Below are 20508 nucleotides of genomic sequence, written 5' to 3' on the forward strand. Positions count from 1 at the left end.
TCTTCTTTTTTTAGAGGTGATTCCAGTATTTTAAACAACTCAAAGCGTATTTATAAGTGGGGCTGCTCTAGTTAAGCTCTTATCCCATACGCTATGCAAAAAGTTCTAAAAGCTTTTTATGCTAGACTATGCTGCCACTTCTCAATCACTCTACTATCAGTCAGTGTCATGCCGTCTACCTCAGCGCTATCTACGCAACAAATTACACTACAACCTTATGATCCTGAACAATTAAAAGAATGGATCAAACAACAAGCTTTACAACTTGGTTTTGCCGATTGTGTGATTGCCAAACCTGATGCCAGTGCTGAGTTGTCACGTTTTAAAGAATATCTTAAGCGTGGCTATCATGGTGAAATGGGCTATCTGGCAGAAAACTTAGAAAAACGCGCTGACCCAAGCCTATTGGTCCCTGGCACAAAAAGCATTATTTGTGTGCGTATGGACTACTTGGTTGCCAGCCCCAAACCGCGGCATATTCCCTATGCACCGAATCAGGCTATTATTGCACGCTATGCGCGTGGTCGGGATTACCACAAAATCATGCGTGGTCGCCTTAAAACTCTGGCACAACGAATACGCGATAAAATCGGCGATTTTGAATCACGACCATTTGCCGATTCAGCGCCTATTTTTGAAAAGGCTCTGGCTGAAAGTGCAGGTATGGGCTGGACAGGTAAACATACTTTATTAATTCAGAAAAAAGCTGGATCTTTTTTTGTGCTAGGAGAGTTATTTTGTTCACTTGCATTGCCCTTTGACCGCCCAACCACATCACATTGTGGTTCTTGTCATGCATGTATTGATATCTGCCCGACTCAGGCAATCGTTGCACCGTATATGCTGGATGCACGAAAATGTATTGCTTATTTAACCATCGAATATAAAGGTGTTATTCCCATAGCATTACGTCGCGCTATTGGTAATCGGGTATTTGGTTGTGATGACTGTCAGCTAATCTGCCCATGGAATCGCTATGCGAAGCTAGCAGTGATTGACGATTTTCAAGCGCGCCATGATTTAGACCACATTAATTTACTCGATTTATGGCGATGGAATGAAACAACATTTTTAGAGCGTACTGCAGGCAGCCCTATACGTCGTACTGGTTATGAGAGTTTTATGAGAAATATCGCGATTGCGCTCGGCAATGCACCATTTCATGCAGATATTAGCCAAGCCTTAGTACAACGCTACGCGGAATTATCTCCGCTAGTACAACAACATATTGATTGGGCATTAGATGAGCAAAAAAACAAACAAGTTAAAATAGCCCTTGGTTTGGATTAAGATATTTTTCAACTTTGTAAACTACACCTGTTTTTACCATGCTTAATTTTTTAAATAGAAATCCATCTTAAAACAAAAGATACTTGCAAAGTTTTAATTAAAGTTAGAATAAGCAACTATAAAAAAAAGCTTATTTTTTTAAAAGTTCTAAAAACTTGCAGCTAAAATGTGGAAAAAACCAATACTTTGCAAGTAAAATAAATTTAAAATCCAAAATACCATTTATTATCATATGATTAAAAAATAATGAGATTGAACTTTTTTACACTTCAAACTTAGCAAAGATGCTGTATGATTCTTATAGTCTTAAAAAATTCCATGGATAAAATATGCAAGTACGCAATGATTGGACCCGTGAACAAATTCAAGCTTTATATGAGCAACCTTTTTTAAATTTAGTTTTTGAAGCACAACGTGTTCATCGTGAATATTTCGATGCCAATACCATTCAGGTCAGCACACTGTTGTCAATTAAGACCGGAAAATGCCCTGAAGATTGTAAATACTGTTCACAATCTGTGCGCTACTCTTCTAAACTAGAAGCTGAAAAAAGAATTGCTGTTGAAAAAGTCATTCAAGAAGCAAAACAAGCTTTGGCTGCTGGCTCCTCGAGATTTTGCATGGGGGCTGCATGGCGTAACCCACATGAACGTGATATGCCCTATGTCTTAGAAATGGTTAAAGAAGTTAAGGCACTTGGTTTAGAAACCTGCATGACTTTGGGGATGTTAAACCAATCACAGGCTTTACGTTTAAAAGATGCTGGGCTTGATTATTACAACCACAACTTAGATACTTCACGCGAATACTATTCACATATTATTAGCACCCGTAGTTTTGATGATCGTTTAGATACGCTCGACACTGTACGTGCTGCGGGTATGAAGGTCTGTAGTGGTGGCATTGTTGGACTAGGCGAAAATCGCAAAGATCGCATTGGACTATTACATGAGTTATCAACTTTGGCAGTTCATCCGGAATCGGTTCCAATTAATATGTTGGTTCCAATTGAAGGAACTCCACTTGCCGATGTAGAAAAGTTAGATGTTACAGAGTGGATTCGAACCATTGCTGTCGCGCGTATTATTATGCCGAAAAGCTATATTCGATTATCTGCTGGTCGAGAAGCCTTATCCGATTCAGATCAAGCTTTAGCATTTTTAGCTGGTGCAAATTCTTTATTCTCGGGCGAAAAACTACTCACTACCCCCAATGCCGGTGGCGATAAAGATCAAATACTTTTTGCAAAATTAGGTTTAAAAACTGAAAAAGCCAAAGCAACTGTTGCTGAACTTGCTGTTGATGCAATGGCGAGTTAATTTCAGTTTTAATCAAAATAAATTTTTCTATAGCGTTGCATATTTTACAACGCTATTTTAATTATGCTTAGGCTATTTTAAAGAAAATAAAAGTTTATAGGCGCACCAACTCCCAAACAACTGACTGTCGCTACGTTAAGGCGAGATTTCGATGCTTAAGATGTGATTAATAAACCATAACCAGCATTGAGATACATCCCCTCACGAATAATATCTGTCCCATTGGCATGAATCACCCTGAGCTGTTGTGAATGTACATCAAAGCAAAGTTCATCAAAACAATCTTGATGCTGTAATAACCAGTGCATGGTGTCGGCAATATTATCATCGACAATATATTGCATGGCTTGGAAGTCTTTATTCATGGTGAAAATGACCGATTAATATGCTTAGGCTATTTTAAGCTGAGTTATTTAAAAAAAGCACCCTAAGGTGCTCATGCCGTTGAATTCAGTATAACAGCGTTCCAATCTACTCAATAACACGTTCTTGATTGCCGTCCAATATGTAGGTTGGGATTTTTCTATAGCATAGCGGCTGATAGAGCAACAATGCAGGTCAAATCATTAAATTTTTGGAACCCTCTGGTAAAAATTTTTGACCTGTTGCAATGATTTCATTTCTTTTAAACTTAGCTTTTTGCAAATGCCCATCTGGACAAATCCATTTACAGGCTACACTTTTCATAGAAACCGAATAAACCATCATTTCTGGCCCTCCTAAAACAAAGACCACAACACTGCCTATTTCTATTGTCATAAACCACCTCAAACATGAACTTCTAACGGTGTTCAAAGCACATAACATCAGTTTAAACGATTGAAAATAAATAAAGTGAATATTTAACGACCAAGAAGTTGTAAAAAAAACAAACTATTCTTCAATTAATAATATCTTAAGTGAGAATTTTCATTTATTATTTTTATTTGAATAAGCAACAAAATGTATAAAAAAGCATTCAATTGCATAAAATTTAAACAAGGAAATACACCATGCAAATAATAAGGAATTCTTTAGGCGTTTGGAGAGATTTAGGCTTTAAACAAGTCGTTTTACTGAGTGTACTTGATGGCAGAAGTAATCTTGTCTGTGCATGCCTAGATGGTACTCGATTCTCCATTCAAGAAGCTCAAATTCTTACGACGATTCATCATGATTGCCGCTGCTGCTTTGTGGGTATTCATCATGATTGCTTACCCGGTACTAGAGCATTTGTCATGGATACAAAAGCAGCCAAAAATATTGAAATGAAATATCGTCAACAGAAGATTGGACAAGTTGATGCAAACATAACATTCATTGAATGGTTTGATAGCTGTACAACTCGTTTTCAATTGGAATATCTGGGTGCTTTTCGCTTTAATTTATTTAAAAACCATAACTATAAACTCACTGATTTTGTCGACCTAAGAACTTTCAAAATATTAAATAATGAAGAGATTATACGCCCTTAAATATCATCCTAAAATTAAAGCCGCCACACGACGGCTTTATGTATTATGTTTAATCTATATGCAACTGTCTGGGCTTGGCTTTATATTTTGCTTAAATATCCATCTAATCTAAAGCTAAAAAGCATTTTTATTAGTTTAATGTAACTAAACTAAAAGAAATAAAACATTTCACGATATTATAAATATTCCTCAATATGGATATCGATTATTTTATGCGCTTTAATACACTGGTTATCACAGCATTCGTTTCAGCCCTAAGTTTAACTGCTTGTGGAAATAAGGAAGGTCAGAAAGAGCAAGCTGCTACTGCCACAACAGAACAGAGTTCAAATATCAATGCTTATATTGCGATTTCTAATCAGCTCATTGGCTTAAATGGTTTAAAGGCAACACAGGACGCCTATCACAAGTTAAATATTACGCAAGCAATGCCTAGTCAGGCTTTAAGCTATCCAAGTATGAATTATAAATACTTAAATGATCAGTTCACTCAAGCAGAACAAAGCACTAAAAATAATCCTGCCCTAGAAAGCAAAGCAGCTGATCTCAAGCAAAAGATTGCGCAATTAGAAAAAGACTATAATGATTTCAATCTTTACTATAGTAGTGGTGAATACAAAACCGACCAACTGGCAAAAGGCAAAGCTGCAGATGCCTCTATTCGTGAGCATTTTCAACAAGCTTCTGATAGTTTCGATGCATTTCAACAAGAGCTTGCTGTAATCTATCAACAGCAGAAAAAAGCTGAGTTGGAAAAACTTAAAACATCTGGCGATGACTATAATTACCATCGTCGCGCTGCATTAAGTACTGCTGAAAACTTAGTCAGTGTATTCCAATCAGAAACAGACTTAAATAATGCTGACAAAATCAAGCAAGCAGATCAATTTGCTGCTGAGTTACAAACTGAACTCAGTGCATTAGATGCTGAATATAATAAAAAGAAAGCACAAGATCCAAATATTAATGCAGATACTGTACTCAGTAATCTGACTGCTTGTTTGAAGTATTATCGTCAATTCAAAGAAACTAAAAGTCAATATGATTTTAAATTTATGATTGATGGTTATAACAGTGCGGTAAAGTCAGCAAACCGTTGATGAATGGTCGGTATTGACCAATGCTAAGAACCACATATCTACATCAAGATACGTGGTTCTTAGCAGTACCTTGTTAAATGCATTCACCAACCGTTCTAGCTGATAAACGCAATACTATTTGCCAGCAAATCAAGTCAATATAAAATGTGCTAGTTCAAACCTGCTAATATTGAAGAAACAATAAAAAAAGCAATAAAAATAGTTGCTGAGTCTGTAGACATTGACAAGACAATACGACCTCACTTTGCCTTAAATAATAAAAGTTCATTAGGCATTCTATCCTTGAGATACATATCAACTTCAGGACTAGACCACATTTTTATGTCGAACGTAAGTTAATTAATCACTTGAAGATGAACTATCAGAGCCACCAGCATCACTACAGCCCGAATCACTATGATTGGTGCTGCTACTGCTTGAGCAATCATGTGAATGATGATGGTCACTAGCATGGTTCACGGTAGAATTTTGATCAAAAATGCTAGGTGATGTGCTGGTTTGATAAATAATAACTTGCTGAGAAACAACGCCATTTTGTACCGTACGTTTTATCGTTACCTGTTGTCCAAAAATACGGTCTAAGCCTTGAGCGCAATCACACTTTACTTGACGGCTAAACCACCAACGTTTCCCACATGATTGACATTTTGCCATCAGCACTCCCTTGCACAGAAATATGAGTTAATCTTTAAAATATCGAATAATGCAATAGTTTAACAGTGGTCAATATCATGTATGAGTATCTAGTTACTAGAAATTACATTCCAATTTATGTTAGTATGAATTTTAATCAATTTACATATTTACACTACATCGCTATGATCAATCAGGATGGAAACTTCGAAAAGCTAATTAAAAATAATATTTTAGTTGAAATTCCCCTCCAAGATATTGTTTAATAATTAAACTAAAACAAACGCTGTTTATTGTGTTATTTAAAATGTGCTTATCGTTTTATGCAAAGCCTTCAATTGTCATCATGATAAAGATAAAGACCTTATGCAAAATAATTTATCATATCGCTTAACCACTCTAGCTGCCTTGTATATATTGTTGATGTCGACGGGCTACGCACAAAGCTTTTTTATTCAATCAGCATCACCTGAATATGATGCTCAAATCAATGTGCTTTGCCAAAAAGATCAATGTGGTGGTCCTGCTGAAATCATACTCTATAAACATGCCCAACCAGAGATAGTACAACGATTTCATACGGAGGACTTAACCCAATATCTTGATGAAGAGCTACAACCCTCTGTCAATCAAGTCGAACTTTATGGTGAGCAAAGCAGTTTAATTTTTGATGACTTTAATTTTGATGGTTCAACTGATTTGGCTATTCGTAATGGCAATAATGGCGCTTATCATGGTCCAAGTTATGACATATATGTCTGGCATAAAACACAGCATAAATTTATTTATAGCAAAGAACTTTCCGAACTGACTTTAACCAGTCTAGGCATGTTTGAAATTGATAAGAATATGAAGCGTATTCGCACCTATAACAAAAGTGGCTGCTGCTACCATATTACTCAAGAATACCATGTTATTCCGCAACGCGGTTTAGAACTGGTTCGTGAGTTTATTGAAGATGCAACCCACAGTAATGGTGAAAAAGTCAAAGTGATTGAACGCAAACTCTATCAGCAACGGTGGCAACAGACCATACGTTATTATGACCTTGATCAATATTATCTCGAATAAACTTCATCAGCTAAATTCAACAACAAAGATATTCATAGCGCTATTAGCAGTGTTGAGTAAACCATTCACAGGCATGAGCATTACAACAACATCATAATAGCACAGCACTAAATAACGATTATTGGTTGCAGAACTGCACGCATAAATAGTGGTTCAAGTCTAGTTTTACTTACCTTAACAGCATTAATGACGTACTTTATAACTGATCTTTTTTAAAAACTTATCAAATATCTCTGCCTGAAAAATTATACAGCTCATCATCGATAGCCCCAAGCATAGTATGAGCAAATAAATCGGATGCAGAGCTGGTTTAAATAGCGTCGTCAAACACATAATCCAAAGACCATGAAATAAATAAACGCTTAAAGACTTTTGTCCCAATCGTGCAAATACTTGAATGAAGCCTGTCGTGAAAGATAAAATTGCTAGAATCCCCATACTCGATAACCCCAATAACATGAGACGGAATACACTGCCCGTTACGGGTGTTACTGCTAATTGCTGGTAACTGAAACTACCATATAGCCATGCAGGTCGAATGGAAAAATATTGGCATAATACTGCAATGACCATCAGCGCGATAAACCCTTTGAGTACAAGAAAAGATTTTGTTCTTAACCACTGTACAATCGTAGCGCCATATAAATGCCCAGCAACAAAAAACGGTAAAAAAGTAAAAATACGCCCAATTGAGAGAATATAATTATTGATTGGTGAAAATCCAATCGCACAAGCCAGAAGCAATGCGACAGCAAGCGGATAAGGTGTTTTTTTGAGTAACGGTGTTAATATTACCCAAGCCAACATTGCAAATAAATACCATAAAATCCAATAGGGTCTGCTATACCACGCAGTAAACCAATGCCCAGTTAAAGCATAGTCCAACCCAATATAAAACAACTGAAAAGGTACTAGTAAAGATAAGAAATATAAGACTTTAAAGGTGATCTGTTTATCTTTAAACAATAGACCAGATATAAAAATAAAAGCAGGCATATGCAAACTATAGATTGCACTTAATAAAAATTTACTTTCGGTGAAATTCCACCCCATAAAGCGTTCTAAAAAATGCCCAAAGACCACTAAAAAAATCAAAATGCCTTTACATGCATCTAAATATTGATCCCGCATATTTTTTATCTATCTAACAATAATCATAACTGGTCATTGTAACCAACTTAGTTCAATTTTTCTGTGTCACACTCTCAATTCCAGCACCAGCACGCGATCATACAAGCTGGAATATATTTTAATCAGTTTATTCTGCTTGCATGATGGATTGATCTGATATGATCATGGTCTGTATAAGAGGCGTCAATTTATTGAGTAGCTCAATTAAACTGGGGATATTTTCACAAACAAAATATTCTAAATAAGATTTTGATGGAAAAAAACGTACCAAGTAACGTGGTAAAGTCGCATGTTCAGATTGCTGAAATACGGTTAACGGTCCTTGTAATTGCTCTGCCTGTCGTAATAATAAATTGGCATCTGAGCCATAACCGAAAGCGCGTAATGCATCATCATTATTTTGTTCTGGATGTGCCTCACAATATTCTAAAAGAAAATCCGGTGCCTCATACCAAAAACTTTTATAATCATAGCCCCACATTCACCGTACTCCCCATATTTTATGCTTATACCATCCTGAGCCAAGCAACAATATCAAAATAATAAAAAGTTAAATCATCAAAAGTTAAACAATTAAATCGATCACCTAGCAACTTATGCTAACCTGTTTTTTCACTTTAGCCCGTATTATTCACATTCCATTACATCTTAGCCCTGTTGATCTGGCATAGCGTATATGCCAGAAAATAAAGAATCATCATTTTTACACCATAAAATATTAAATTATTTCAATATTTTACATATTTCTAAGCCACAAAAACACTTCCATAAGCCCAAGTATAGCGCATAGCAAAATAAGGTTTAGTCCTGTAAAAGAGCTTAAGTTTTATTATTTAACATCGCTGCAATTACATAATAATTAAACAATATACGGTAAACATAGTATAATCGCGCGAAGTTAGATCACCTGATTTTCGATGGTTTTTATCTTCATGCACAGATATAAATTTCAATGGCCTATCCTAGGTCTAAGCACGGTACTTGCCAGTAGTGTATTGCTGATTGGCTGTGGAAAGAACTCCTGGTGGTCATCAACAGAAGATACGCAACTGAATAGTGAACAAATCAAAAAGTTAATTCCAAGCCGCGTTAAAGATCGTGCGAGTTGGGCTGATGATATCGCACAGATTAGCCAACAGCTTAAAATTCCCGCAAATAAAGAAAATATTTGCAGTATCGTTGCCGTGGTCGATCAAGAATCCAATTTTGTTGCCAACCCCAATGTCCCTGGTTTAGGGCAAAAAGCGGTTAAAGAAGTAAGTTCTCGCTTACAAGAAAAGTTTGAGGACAAACTTGGAGAAACCCTAGGCGGTCCATTGGCCAGTTATTTTGAAGAAGTACTGCGCACCCAACCCTCGCCCGAAGATAACTATTTAAAACAAATGGGCAAAGTTAAAAATGAACAACAACTTGATGTACTATACCGTGAAATTTTTGACTATATGTCTAAGCACTATCATATAAGCGCTTTAACTGGTGCTGCTAAATTTGTCGGTCAAGATTTATCAGAAAAAATGAATCCAATTACCACATTGGGTTCTATGCAAGTACACATTCAATATGCTCGTGATCATAAGCGTAATAGTGTCAATAATAATGAATTACGTGATGACTTATATAGCCAGTATGGCGGTTTATACTACGGCATTCATCGTTTAATGTTGTACCCAACACAATATGATAAAGCCATTTATCGTTTCGCAGATTATAACTCGGGTATGTATTCTAGCCGTAATGCTGCATTTCAAAAAATGGTTAATAAAATTGCAGAGACTGATCTCAGTTTAGATGGTGACTTATTATCTTATGATAAAAATGCCAACCCTCGAGTAATGACGACGGAAACCGAAAAAGCAATCATGGCAGTATTTGCCAAACATCAAATTCTCATGAGTGCTAAACAATTACGTAAAGATCTCAGCAAAGAAAAGACCCAAGGCTTTGAAAAAACACAAACTTACACAGCTATTTCTACTTTATATACTGAAAAAACGCACAAAGATCCGCCCTATGCCATCATGCCAGAGGTAGTGATTTCTGGTCCCAAATTAAGCCGGGACTATAATACCAACTGGTATGCCAGCCGAGTCAATGGACGCTATGAAAAATGCATGCATCAAGCAAAACGAATAAAACTTTAGCCCTATTTGATTTTGATGGAACATTATGTCCCAAAGATAGCTTTACTGGGTTTATTTTCTACGCATTGTCTAAACGCCATATCGTTAAACAAGGTTTGAAGATATTACCTTGGATACAAGCTTATTATCTCAACATTTATCCCGCACATGCGATGCGTCCTAAATTATATCAAGCAATGTTTGGACAAGCAGATGCCAAACAAATATCGGCGATTGCACAACAATATGCAGAAAAATTAATCGTAGAGCTTAATCCCGAACTCTATCAGCAGTTATTGCAGCACCAAGCATTGGGCGATGACGTGGTGTTGATTTCGGCTTCACTTGATTTATATTTACAACCCATTTGCCAGTTATTAAATATAGCCTTGATCTGTACTGAGACTGAAGTTAAACAAGGGCAATTGACAGGACAATTGATGACGCCCGACTGTAGCGCAGAGCAAAAAGCTATTCGTTTACAACAGCATTATCCATTGCAGGATTATCAAAAAATTTATGCCTATGGCAATAGCCATGAGGATCTAGCCATGCTTCAACTTGCCCATCATCCTTATATGGTTGGTCAAGACCATAGATTACCTTGCTTAAAATCACGACAGCAACAACGTGCTTAAGGCACTTGCTCAAAACAAAAATTAGCCCCCACCTATAAGGTTATCCTTATGAAGCTGGGCAAGGCATGGTTCGCAGACCTGATGTTGTGATTATTAAAGACCCAACCAAACCACCTACGCAAGACAATATTAAGCATGTGGTTGAAATAAAATTTGGCAATGATGTATTTAGTCATGATCAAAAAGAGGATTATGCAAAGATTGCAGGTGGTGAACATAAAGTAAAACTTTTAGATGCTGACGAGTGTGACTGTAGTAATCAAAAAGAGAGTAATGCAACAGAAGTTTCTACTGCCGGAGCTTGGGCTGCTGCGATAGCAGGAACACTTTTATATATTTTATCTCGAGGAAAAATGCCTAAACCTCGCTTTCCTTTACCTAAACCAGCACCAGCTTGGTAATTTTGGACAAAATTATGCATTTTAAAAATCAAGATGATTATAAAGTTTGGGCTGACCAACAAGAAAAAGGGGCTATTGGTGGGGGAATTTTTACCCCCAAAGGTCCTGAAGATTATGTGGGAGCAATCCCTGCCATTCGTGCTGTACTTTATTTTAAGGAAGGCTATAGCGATGAAATGCGTGAAGCTATTGCTCAATGTTTTGATGATTATAAGGTCTATGCTAAAGATCATTTAACATGGCTGTGGTTATCAGAACCTCCAAAAGGTGCAGGTTCTGACAGTACTGAATTTAGAAATGCAAAACCCATACGTGAAATATTTAAGTTTTATAGTCCTATGAAAGCCCTTAGTTTTTTATATACTAGTGGAAAACAACGATTTGCTACAGGGGCATGGGAATTTAATATTGGTGGTAAGAGTAAGTGGCAAACTGAAAATGGAACATATCAAAGCGTTTTAACTTTTTCGATGCCTATTGAGTGGGTGGAAGAAAATACGAAAGCCTTTATTAAGTTATTTATCAACTGCGCGCAACGCTTAAAAGCCAATCACGGCTATGCTGGCTATGCTTGTATTATTTCTCAAATTCGAGAAGATAAAAATGAACCGACTGAAGCTTACTTTTCTCGCAAATTTTGGGCAATGAATGTCGGTAATCCGTTCCTTGAAGCAAGCCATTTAATCAACGGAATAAAAACGGTGAGCTGGCTAACTGCCATTAACTACGAATGGTTTAATAAAATTCGAGAACAAGAAGTTCTAAACAGTGAGTTAGCCATGAGTTGGTTTATTGGTTATGACTATGGTACGGGTGTTGTGATTCAAGCGGGTAATTTACCTTTAAGCGGTTCTGATGAGGTAGACCCATTACCTGCTCCATATATCTTACTTAATCGTATTCTCAAGCCATTACGAGTCAATAAGATACAAACACTACATCGAGGGAACTACTCAACTGATGAAATACCTCTAATCAAAGGTTATCGTGCTGAAGCGTGGATGAAACGCTTTGATATTGAAGATGATCAAAAACTCGAATACTTTGGGAAATTACAAAATGAACCTAAGCTAAATGGTAAACACGCCTTTTTAGATAAACGTATCGACTGGTAAGTTTAAAGATCTAACTTAAATCGCATTTTGCATAGGCCATATCATCCTCATTTACTTTTACCCCAATGGGATGATAGAAAATATATGTGCCTATGCTCATTCAGAAAATCATTCATCTTTTACACTAAACAGAAATTTTTGCTCAGTCGCTAATACCACCCAAAAAATCATCATCATTTTTTTGCATTTATGGCAATGAATTATTTTCAACCTCCTGCTAGTCTGTTGCAATGTTTTTGCACCACACAACAAAAAGGCTCAATCCCTTTCAGAATCAAGCCTTAGCGTTATGTTTGGTTATGGTAGGTTTTTGCTAATATATTGCCATATGATTGCGATGAATCATTTCCAGCGAACGTGACTCACCCAAGACTTGGAAGACTTTATCAGAAGCTAGACCTTTGACCAATTCTGCCGAACGTGAACTAAAATTAACACGTCCAACCGCAATGCGCTGACCTGTTGGATCGACACACTCCACCACATCACCCCGATCAAAGTGCCCTTCTACCGCTTTAACCCCCACAGGCAATAAGCTGCGATGTTGTTGTTTAATAGCACGCACGGCACCAGCATCGATCACCAGACGTCCTGCAGTTTGCAAATGTGCTGCTAACCATTGTTGGTGGGCAGTCATGCGATCATCGTCGGTTAAGAACAATGTCCCCAAGCTTTCACCTGCCATCAAGCGGGTTAAAACATTTTCACTATCACCACTGGCGATTAAAGTTGGGCAACCAGATTTAGCCGCTAAACGCGCAGCACGAACTTTGGTCACCATACCACCGCGACCTAATTTACCGCCACCACCAGCCATTTCAAATAACTGATCATCTAAGGCACGCACACTCTGCAACAGATGCGCATTGGGATTGTTGCGGGGATCTGCATCAAACATACCGGGTTGATCAGTCAGAATAATGAGCAAATCTGCGTGAACCTGACCAGCAACCATAGCAGCCAAAGTGTCATTGTCACCGAAGCGAATTTCATCGGTAGAGACGGTATCGTTTTCATTAATCACAGGAATGACACGCCAATCGATCAAATGCTGTAAGGTATCGCATGCATTAAGATAACGTCGACGGTCACTGAGGTCATCATGGGTCAACAAAATTTGTGCAGACTGGACTTGATGTTGAGCCAAAGTGCTGGACCAAGTTTGAATCAATCCCATTTGCCCAATTGCGGCACAGGCCTGCAAACTGGGCAAGTCAGTCGGTCGTGTCGGCAATTGCATACGAACCATTCCCTCGGCAACTGCACCAGAAGAAACGAGAATGATCTCATGCCCTGCTTGATGTAAATCGACAATTTGTTTAGCCCAATGTGCAATTGCTTGCAAATCTAAACCTTGCCCATTTGCAGTGAGTAGAGACGATCCGATTTTCACTACGATTCGTTTACACGCCTGTAATTGGCGCTGCCCATCGACCACGTCTATCATGATGTTCCTCAGTTGTACTTAGCGTACGTAAACCACTTCCATTTCATCATCGTCGTCATCAAAGTCATCATCATCGTCTAGCCCAGCATTACGCTGTGCCTTACGCATAGCACGATAGGCTTCTTTGGCGGCAATGGTTTGCTCACGTGTTTCAGCTTCAAGCTGCTCACGGAATGCTTTAACTTGTGCTGCATAATCCGGATCTTCAACTTCGCGTTCGCGTTGTTGCTCAAGTTGATCCATCAAATAATAAACCACTTGTTTGGTCCCTTCAGCCAATAAACCAGAGGTTTTAAAGACTGGACCAGTCCATTCAAGCTCATCTAAGATATGTTGACACCACTCTTCACGCGTATCTTCATCGAGTTGATCTAGTTTATTCAACACCAACACGACAGGTAACTGTGCCAAAGTTGGAGAGAACTTTGCGAGCTCTTGCATAATCGCTTTAGCATTATAGACGGGATCTGAGCCATCTATAGGCTGTACATCAACGATATGCAACAAAATACGGCTGCGTGCCAAATGCTTTAAGAAACGAATCCCAAGTCCTGCACCGTCAGCAGCGCCTTCGATTAATCCGGGTATATCTGCCATCACAAATGAGCGATGACGATCGGCATCGACCACACCCAAGTTTGGCACCATCGTGGTAAATGGATAATCTGCAACTTTAGGTTTCGCAGCTGACACTGCACGAATCAAAGTAGATTTACCCGCATTGGGCATCCCCAATAAACCGACATCGGCAAGTACTTTCAATTCCAGACGAATTTCACGGAATTCACCAGTAATACCATGCGTACATTTGCGTGGTGCACGGTTGGTCGACGATTTAAAATGGGTATTCCCCAAACCACCATCACCGCCCGCAGCAACTAAAACTTTTTGACCATGTGTAACCAAGTCACCAATAATATCGCCCGACTCCGTGTCGACAATGGTTGTGCCAACAGGAACTTTTAATGTAATAGATTCACCACCACGTCCAGCACAATTGGCGCCAGAACCATTTTTACCGCGCTCAGCACGGAATCTACGGGTATAACGATAGTCAACCAATGTACTGGTATTGTCGTCGGCCTCTATATAAATACTTCCGCCACGTCCGCCATCACCACCATCTGGTCCACCAAAGGGTACAAACTTTTCACGGCGAAAACTGGCTACGCCATTGCCACCGTCGCCAGCCTCTACGGTAATGACTGCTTCATCAACAAAGCGCATACTGCCAATCCTCAAAAACGACTAAGCCGCATATTTTGCCATAATTCAGCAAATTACTCGAATAGTATTATGCAAGAATTTGCAAAATACTGCTTTTAGCCACTTAGTTTTTAGACAAACTGATATTTTATATAAGAATATCACCCATCACTAAGCGCATTCGCGCCATCACTAAATGACTAAAATGCCTGCATGAGCGCTAAATGCTTGGAAGATTACTGTGTAATGAAGACTGACTGGCGTGTTGTGCCGCAACAACATCTGGAAAATTCATCTCAATCCATTGGATAAAATAATTGAGTTTTTCCGCAGCTTGCGCGCCTAAAAAGGTCAGTTGATACTCAACCTTGGGGGGAATTTCGGGATAAACCGTACGTAAGACAAAACCATCTTGTTCTAATGTTTTTAAGGTTTGTGCCAGCATTTTTTCGCTGACCCCTTCTATGCGTTTACGCAATTCACTAAAACGCTGTACACCATCCATCAGGCAATGTAAAACCAATACCGACCATTTACTGGTGAGATGCTCCAAAACCATTCGGGATGGACATTGACTCGACAAGACTTGTCCGAGCAATTCACTTTTTGCATAACGGTTCATAACAAGCTCCCAGTAAAGTTTAGCGAATGCTGTGTGCCAAACATTTTGGCTTATGGGTTTAGATTAAGCGGGTTTAAATTAAGTTAGTTTAGATTAAGTCGGTTTGCATTAAGCAACTTACTTATAGATAGTTTCTAACTCAAGCCATCATACCTGGATGCTTAATGAATAACCAGTCCTTATCCGCGTTATGCATGGATTATTGAGCCATTTGAGCAATCAGCCTACTGATTTATTTGAATCTGTTGTAATGGCAATTGCAATTGCATCGCCAAATTTGCGCTGGTATCACGGCGGACATTGTACATCGTGGCATTAAAATGACTAATCTGCTGCATCACCAAGTCATCATTGATCTGTAGCTTAGGATGCAAAACCTGTTGCACAGCTAAGTTTAATTGCTCATCAAAAGCAAAATCGACCGGACCATTAAATTGAATCCGAACCGGTAAGTGATAACGGCGTTTTAAATGAAATGGCACAGCCAGTCGAATTGGAATATTCATGCTTAATGACAACCGGGGCAAAAATTTATGCTGATAAACCAAGTCCGTACTCGTTTCTAGCGGCATATTACTCTGTACGTTTATGGTCGTGGCATAATCGATATCGACCTGCATGATCGTGGTTGTTGCAAAGGTCAAATCTGCCGCATAACGTCCCTTCAAAGGAATATGTAAGGGTTGATTAAAATTGATTGCGGTATCGAGTGTACCCGCGGCATGTGCAGCCAAAGGTCGATTTACCTGTATATGTGTGGCTAGCTGATCTGACAAACGGATATTAGCATGGTCTGCACTGACCGACATCGAGGCGCTTAAATTTAAATATACCCAGAACAACAAGCTGACCAAACACATGACCACAGTAAAAAAAACCAACATCTGCCCATAAAATCGCGAAACCCAAAACATAGATAAGCTCCCTGTTTACTGCTGTGTGCGTATTCTTATTCAAGTGGACACCGAGTGGCACTTAGTATTGAACAGTGAGTCTTATTGTTAGACACTATTCTCTACTTTGTAGGCTTAATAGAAATGCAACTGCTCCTAGAGCAATAACTTTACCAACTCTCACATCATCAAAAGTAATGTTTGAATTAAGTATCGTAATCAAAAAAACAAACCATATAATTGCAAGTCAAGACCACGATCCAAGATAAAGGGCTAGGAAAAACTTCCTCTTCATAAACTTATTACTTGGATATCTCATTTTTATTCAATGCTTTTGGTATACTTTTAAGATAAATTTCCTCTAAAACAGCACGTTGTATTTCACGTTTTGGAGCCAATCCTTTTTCTTGATGTGGATTCAAGATTGTAGACCATGGTCCCGTCAGCATCTTTAAACTGTTGGGTTAAAACCGCTGGTGATCTGTTTGGATATTTACTAATAATGTATTCTTCAAAATTCATTGTTTTGATGCCTCCCAAATAACGTCAGGTGTATCTGAAACGTTCTTTAGCATCTCACTTACGCGGCTTAATTCGTCTACAGAGTGAGCAGTACCACCGCTCTTATTCACACATCGATTCACAAAAATGTAAACATTAAAACCACTGTATGATAGTCATTTTAGCGCTACATCAAATATAATAAGTGACATCGCTATTCGGTTTTACTGAAAAGCACGTTATAACAGATAATCTATTTCATGCTATTTTCTCCCACTATTCGGCATGAAATAACATCTGTGAGAATATAGTAGTGTACATAAATATACGGCGATATATTTGCTTCTGTTTATACACAGCTTTGAAAAATTATATAAATTTTTAAAACCGTTCATTTCTAAATTGGGTGAGTAGATCAAAGCATGAAATCATTTATGGATAATAAAGGCGTGAGCAGCAGCCTAACCAATATGGTCAATCGTTTCTGTGAACAGCACAACATCACAAGCCCTATTCATAAAATATATGACGTTGATGAGCGCATCCCATTAACTGAATGGCATCGTATTTTAACTTATTTAAATGAACGCTATCAAAAACCGGATTTAGGTATTGCCCTTGGCAAAATAAGTCGAGCCTCCGATATTGGCATTGTGGCTTATCTCTGTATGAGTTGCACAACAGTGGCTGAAGTATTCGATTTAATCCAACGTTATCAGCGTATTTGGTATCACATTTCCAACGTTGAAGTCCAAGAAAATAATACCTGTATTCGCTATACCTGGCAAAGCCCAGCTTATATTTTAGCAGGTGATCTACATAATGAAGCACGTTTGGTAAATGATACGGCCTTTGCAATGATCGTCAATTTTGTAAACCACTTGGTTGAACCTGCTCATTTTTATCCATTAAATATGGCATTTAGTACAACAGCTCCCAGTAGTACACAGCAACATGAACAATTTTTTCATTGTCCTGTTCATTTTAATGCACCAGTGAATTATATTGAATATGACAAAGCTATGCTGCAGCTTAAAATAAAACAACCTTGTCAACGTGATACGCAGATATTACACCGCATTTTAGAAAAGAATGCTAACCAGCTTCTATCTAAATATCCCGAGGATGCCGATTTTAATGAGATTATAAATCGTGCCATTATTAAAGCCATACAACAACATCGTTCAGATATTCATTTCGTAGCAGAATCTTTAGGTATGTCGAGCCGTTTATTGCAACATCGCCTAAAACAACATCACAGCCATTTTTCTCAGCATTTAACACAGATTCGTAAATCACTTGCCTTACAATATCTAGAAGATGCTTCATTACATATTAGTGATATTGCGAGTTTATTGGCTTATCACGAACCTGCTTCATTTAATCGTGCTTTCAAATCATGGACTGGACTTAGCCCGCTACAATGGCGACAAGAAAATCTAAATCAAATCGACTATGTGATTTAGTAAGTTAAAGATACCAAATCGTTTCGGTTATATGTTGCAATTCTTGTAAATCATGGCTGACATATAACATAGGAATATGCAGTTGATTTTTCATCAGCTGCAAAAAAGGAATAATTTCATTTTTATGTGCTGTATCTAATGCAGATAAGGGTTCATCCAATAATAAAAGATCAGGTGAATATAATAAGGCACGTGCAAAAGCCACACGTTGTTTCTCACCACCAGATAACTTGGCAGGCATACGTGTCAACAAATGTTCCAATTTAAATAAATCGACGATTTCATTAAAATCAAACTTACGATCTGGAGGAGAGACGTGTTTCAGACCAAAGCATAAATTCTTCTGTACCGAATAATGTGGAAAAAGTTGTGCATCTTGAAATACCAACCCAATACGGCGCTTTTGTACAGATAAACAAATATGCTTACGCTGATCAAACCAGATGTGTTGATTGATTTTAATCCAACCAGCTTGAGGTCTGATTAAACCAGCCACCGCATGTAAAATACTACTCTTACCTGCTCCAGAGGCACCGAATAAACCAATGGATACCGCATCCGTTGCAAATGACTGTCGTAAATTAAAGGTACCTAATTTTAAATCCAAGCAACAATCAAAATATTTAGGCATGTGCACCACGCTTTTTCTTCTGATAACGATTAAACCATTGGGCAAACCATAACGCTAAAAACGCGATCGATAAAGAAATCAGCATTAGGCGTTGCAATGCAATCTCTTGATCAGCTTGCTGCATAAGGCTATACATCGCGATTGCGATTGTTCGGGTCTCATTTTCTATATTGCCAACAAAAGTAATGGTGGCACCAAATTCTCCAAGACTACGACAAAAACATAAAATCGCACCAACCAATATACCACTGCTTGCCAAAGGTAATGTCACTTGTATAAATGTATGCCAAGATGAAGCTCCTAAGGATTGAGCAGCCATTTCTAGCTTTTGATCAACCAGTTCTATTGCCAAACGAATAGACTGTACCAATAATGGAAAACCCATCACTGCTGAGGCCAATACAGCACCCTTCCAATTAAATGCTATCTCAATGCCCATTGCTGCTAGAGATTGTCCCAATACCCCATTTCGACCAAATACTTGTAGTAATAAATAGCCCGGTACCACAGGGGGTAGAATCAATGGTAAAAAAATACAGGTCTCTAGCAGAGATTTGCCATAAAACTCTTTTCGTGCCAATAACCAAGCGCAAGCAATCGCTGGCATAATACTCAAGAGCAAACAGAAAACAGCCACCTTACAGGATAAAATAAGCACGCTAAATTCTGCTGGAGAAAGCGCTGTAAATATCATCTATGAACGTCCAAGCACACTAAAACCGTATTTTTTAAATATGCTACCGGCTTCGCTGCCTTGTAAATATTGATAAAATTTAAGCGTAGCAGGATCTTTTTTTAATATCCCCATTGGATAAATAATCGCTGTATGGCTCTGCTGCGGAAATACTGCAGCAACTTTGACCTGAGCACTAATAGCAGCATCTGTTGCATAAACAATGCCCATTGCACATTCACCTCGCGCAACAAAATTTAATGCCGCACGAACATCTGAAGTTTCAACCAAGCGTGGTTTTAAACTGTTCCACCAACCAAAATAAGTCAAAGCCTGTTTGGCATATTTACCCACAGGAACACTATCGGTTTGCCCGGTACACCATTTTCCTTGAAATGCTGTACTAGGCTGAAAACTTTTCTCCATTTTAAAAGTGATGGATTGATTTTTAGGATGAATCACCACCAAACGATTACCCAGCAAATTGACGCGATCTTGTACATTTAATAGTTTTTTCTGTTGTAAATAATCCATCCATTGCTCATCAGCAGAAATAAATAAATTGGCAGGTGCGCCTGCTTCAATCTGTTTAGCTAAGGTTGAGGAGGCAGCATAAGAACGTTTAATCTCTAATTTATTTTGCTGGTTATAGCGCTGTTCAATTTCATCTAGTGCATTGCTTAAACTAGCCGCGGCATAAACTGTAATTTGGGCTTGCGCATACAGATTAGTCATACATACAAATACGCAGCTCGCAATAAAGTATTTTATGCTTATCATCGTCGTTCCTTTATCAG

At 38.2% G+C, this 20508-nt stretch carries 22 protein-coding genes; 10 read left to right on the forward strand and 12 right to left on the reverse strand.

The window, feature by feature from the left end:
* Nucleotides 1-168: 168 nt before the first annotated feature.
* Entirely contained in the window at nucleotides 169-1290 is a 1122-nt protein-coding gene (queG, locus tag BFG52_RS09460) for a tRNA epoxyqueuosine(34) reductase QueG (protein ID WP_067555219.1), read from the forward strand.
* 329 nt (nucleotides 1291-1619) lie between these two features.
* Complete coding sequence (gene bioB, locus BFG52_RS09465) at nucleotides 1620-2609, forward strand: biotin synthase BioB (protein ID WP_067555222.1); 990 nt, start codon at nucleotides 1620-1622, stop codon at nucleotides 2607-2609.
* Nucleotides 2610-2764: 155 nt separating this feature from the next.
* Here the strand turns inward: bioB and BFG52_RS09470 are convergent, their stop codons facing one another.
* Nucleotides 2765-2974, reverse strand: coding sequence for a hypothetical protein (locus tag BFG52_RS09470; RefSeq protein WP_067555225.1), 210 nt, complete (start codon nucleotides 2972-2974; stop codon nucleotides 2765-2767).
* A 193-nt stretch (nucleotides 2975-3167) separates the two neighbouring features.
* Nucleotides 3168-3368, reverse strand: a complete 201-nt coding sequence (locus BFG52_RS16890) for a DUF2158 domain-containing protein (protein ID WP_081408672.1) — start codon at nucleotides 3366-3368, stop codon at nucleotides 3168-3170.
* A 233-nt stretch (nucleotides 3369-3601) separates the two neighbouring features.
* Here BFG52_RS16890 and BFG52_RS09475 point away from each other — a divergent pair, with 233 nt between their 5' ends.
* Together BFG52_RS09475 and BFG52_RS09480 are read left to right on the forward strand one after the other, a co-directional pair.
* Entirely contained in the window at nucleotides 3602-4063 is a 462-nt protein-coding gene (locus BFG52_RS09475) for a hypothetical protein (protein WP_067555228.1), read from the forward strand.
* A 212-nt stretch (nucleotides 4064-4275) separates the two neighbouring features.
* A complete protein-coding gene (locus BFG52_RS09480) occupies nucleotides 4276-5163 on the forward strand; it encodes a DUF3829 domain-containing protein (RefSeq protein WP_067555231.1) in 888 nt (295 codons plus the stop codon).
* Between the two features lie 339 nt (nucleotides 5164-5502).
* On the opposite strand, the gene BFG52_RS09485 is transcribed toward BFG52_RS09480, so the two are convergent.
* A complete protein-coding gene (locus BFG52_RS09485; protein ID WP_067555234.1) occupies nucleotides 5503-5817 on the reverse strand; it encodes a hypothetical protein in 315 nt (104 codons plus the stop codon).
* Nucleotides 5818-6162: 345 nt separating this feature from the next.
* Here BFG52_RS09485 and BFG52_RS09490 point away from each other — a divergent pair, with 345 nt between their 5' ends.
* Nucleotides 6163-6867 (forward strand): XAC2610-related protein, encoded by a 705-nt coding sequence (locus BFG52_RS09490; protein WP_067555237.1) that lies wholly within the window; start codon nucleotides 6163-6165, stop codon nucleotides 6865-6867.
* A 183-nt stretch (nucleotides 6868-7050) separates the two neighbouring features.
* Here the strand turns inward: BFG52_RS09490 and BFG52_RS09495 are convergent, their stop codons facing one another.
* Both BFG52_RS09495 and BFG52_RS09500 read right to left on the reverse strand, forming a co-directional pair.
* Nucleotides 7051-7998 (reverse strand): acyltransferase family protein, encoded by a 948-nt coding sequence (locus BFG52_RS09495; RefSeq protein ID WP_067555240.1) that lies wholly within the window; start codon nucleotides 7996-7998, stop codon nucleotides 7051-7053.
* A 127-nt stretch (nucleotides 7999-8125) separates the two neighbouring features.
* Nucleotides 8126-8479, reverse strand: a complete 354-nt coding sequence (locus BFG52_RS09500) for a hypothetical protein (protein WP_067555243.1) — start codon at nucleotides 8477-8479, stop codon at nucleotides 8126-8128.
* A gap of 451 nt (nucleotides 8480-8930) precedes the next feature.
* On the opposite strand from BFG52_RS09500, the gene BFG52_RS09505 reads away from it, so the two are divergent.
* The 4 genes from BFG52_RS09505 to BFG52_RS09520 all read left to right on the forward strand — a co-directional run bounded on the left by BFG52_RS09505 (nucleotide 8931) and on the right by BFG52_RS09520 (nucleotide 12272).
* Entirely contained in the window at nucleotides 8931-10139 is a 1209-nt protein-coding gene (locus BFG52_RS09505; RefSeq protein ID WP_067555246.1) for a DUF1615 family protein, read from the forward strand.
* The gene (locus BFG52_RS09510; protein ID WP_067555248.1) at nucleotides 10106-10756 is read left to right on the forward strand and encodes an HAD-IB family hydrolase; all 651 of its coding nucleotides are present in this window, start codon (nucleotides 10106-10108) and stop codon (nucleotides 10754-10756) included. The genes BFG52_RS09505 and BFG52_RS09510 overlap by 34 nt, the downstream gene beginning before the upstream one ends.
* An 86-nt stretch (nucleotides 10757-10842) precedes the next feature.
* Entirely contained in the window at nucleotides 10843-11157 is a 315-nt protein-coding gene (locus tag BFG52_RS09515; RefSeq protein ID WP_267284024.1) for a VRR-NUC domain-containing protein, read from the forward strand.
* A 14-nt stretch (nucleotides 11158-11171) separates the two neighbouring features.
* Nucleotides 11172-12272 carry a type VI immunity family protein gene (locus BFG52_RS09520; protein WP_067555251.1) on the forward strand — a complete coding sequence of 367 codons (1101 nt, stop codon included), beginning with the start codon at nucleotides 11172-11174 and terminating at the stop codon, nucleotides 12270-12272.
* Nucleotides 12273-12585: 313 nt separating this feature from the next.
* Here BFG52_RS09520 and proB read toward each other — a convergent pair whose 3' ends face one another.
* The 4 genes from proB to BFG52_RS09540 form a co-directional block, all read right to left on the reverse strand.
* Entirely contained in the window at nucleotides 12586-13719 is a 1134-nt protein-coding gene (gene proB / locus BFG52_RS09525; protein WP_067555254.1) for a glutamate 5-kinase, read from the reverse strand.
* An 18-nt stretch (nucleotides 13720-13737) separates the two neighbouring features.
* Entirely contained in the window at nucleotides 13738-14946 is a 1209-nt protein-coding gene (cgtA, locus tag BFG52_RS09530; protein WP_067555257.1) for an Obg family GTPase CgtA, read from the reverse strand.
* Nucleotides 14947-15145: 199 nt separating this feature from the next.
* Nucleotides 15146-15547 carry a winged helix-turn-helix transcriptional regulator gene (locus BFG52_RS09535; RefSeq protein ID WP_067555261.1) on the reverse strand — a complete coding sequence of 134 codons (402 nt, stop codon included), beginning with the start codon at nucleotides 15545-15547 and terminating at the stop codon, nucleotides 15146-15148.
* Between the two features lie 224 nt (nucleotides 15548-15771).
* Entirely contained in the window at nucleotides 15772-16461 is a 690-nt protein-coding gene (locus BFG52_RS09540) for a hypothetical protein (protein ID WP_067555264.1), read from the reverse strand.
* Between the two features lie 914 nt (nucleotides 16462-17375).
* Between BFG52_RS09540 and BFG52_RS09545 the strand changes: the two genes are divergently transcribed.
* Complete coding sequence (locus tag BFG52_RS09545; RefSeq protein WP_228703737.1) at nucleotides 17376-18407, forward strand: AraC family transcriptional regulator; 1032 nt, start codon at nucleotides 17376-17378, stop codon at nucleotides 18405-18407.
* A 4-nt stretch (nucleotides 18408-18411) separates the two neighbouring features.
* On the opposite strand, the gene BFG52_RS09550 is transcribed toward BFG52_RS09545, so the two are convergent.
* From BFG52_RS09550 to modA, 3 genes are read right to left on the reverse strand one after another with little or no spacing between them, the layout of a single operon-like run.
* Nucleotides 18412-19038, reverse strand: coding sequence for an ATP-binding cassette domain-containing protein (locus BFG52_RS09550; RefSeq protein WP_067555270.1), 627 nt, complete (start codon nucleotides 19036-19038; stop codon nucleotides 18412-18414).
* A complete protein-coding gene (gene modB / locus BFG52_RS09555; RefSeq protein ID WP_067555273.1) occupies nucleotides 19031-19732 on the reverse strand; it encodes a molybdate ABC transporter permease subunit in 702 nt (233 codons plus the stop codon). The genes BFG52_RS09550 and modB overlap by 8 nt, the downstream gene beginning before the upstream one ends.
* Nucleotides 19733-20491, reverse strand: coding sequence for a molybdate ABC transporter substrate-binding protein (modA, locus tag BFG52_RS09560; RefSeq protein ID WP_067555276.1), 759 nt, complete (start codon nucleotides 20489-20491; stop codon nucleotides 19733-19735).
* Between the last annotated feature and the right edge of the window lie 17 nt (nucleotides 20492-20508).

This window comes from Acinetobacter larvae (assembly GCF_001704115.1).
Taxonomy (GTDB): domain Bacteria; phylum Pseudomonadota; class Gammaproteobacteria; order Pseudomonadales; family Moraxellaceae; genus Acinetobacter; species Acinetobacter larvae.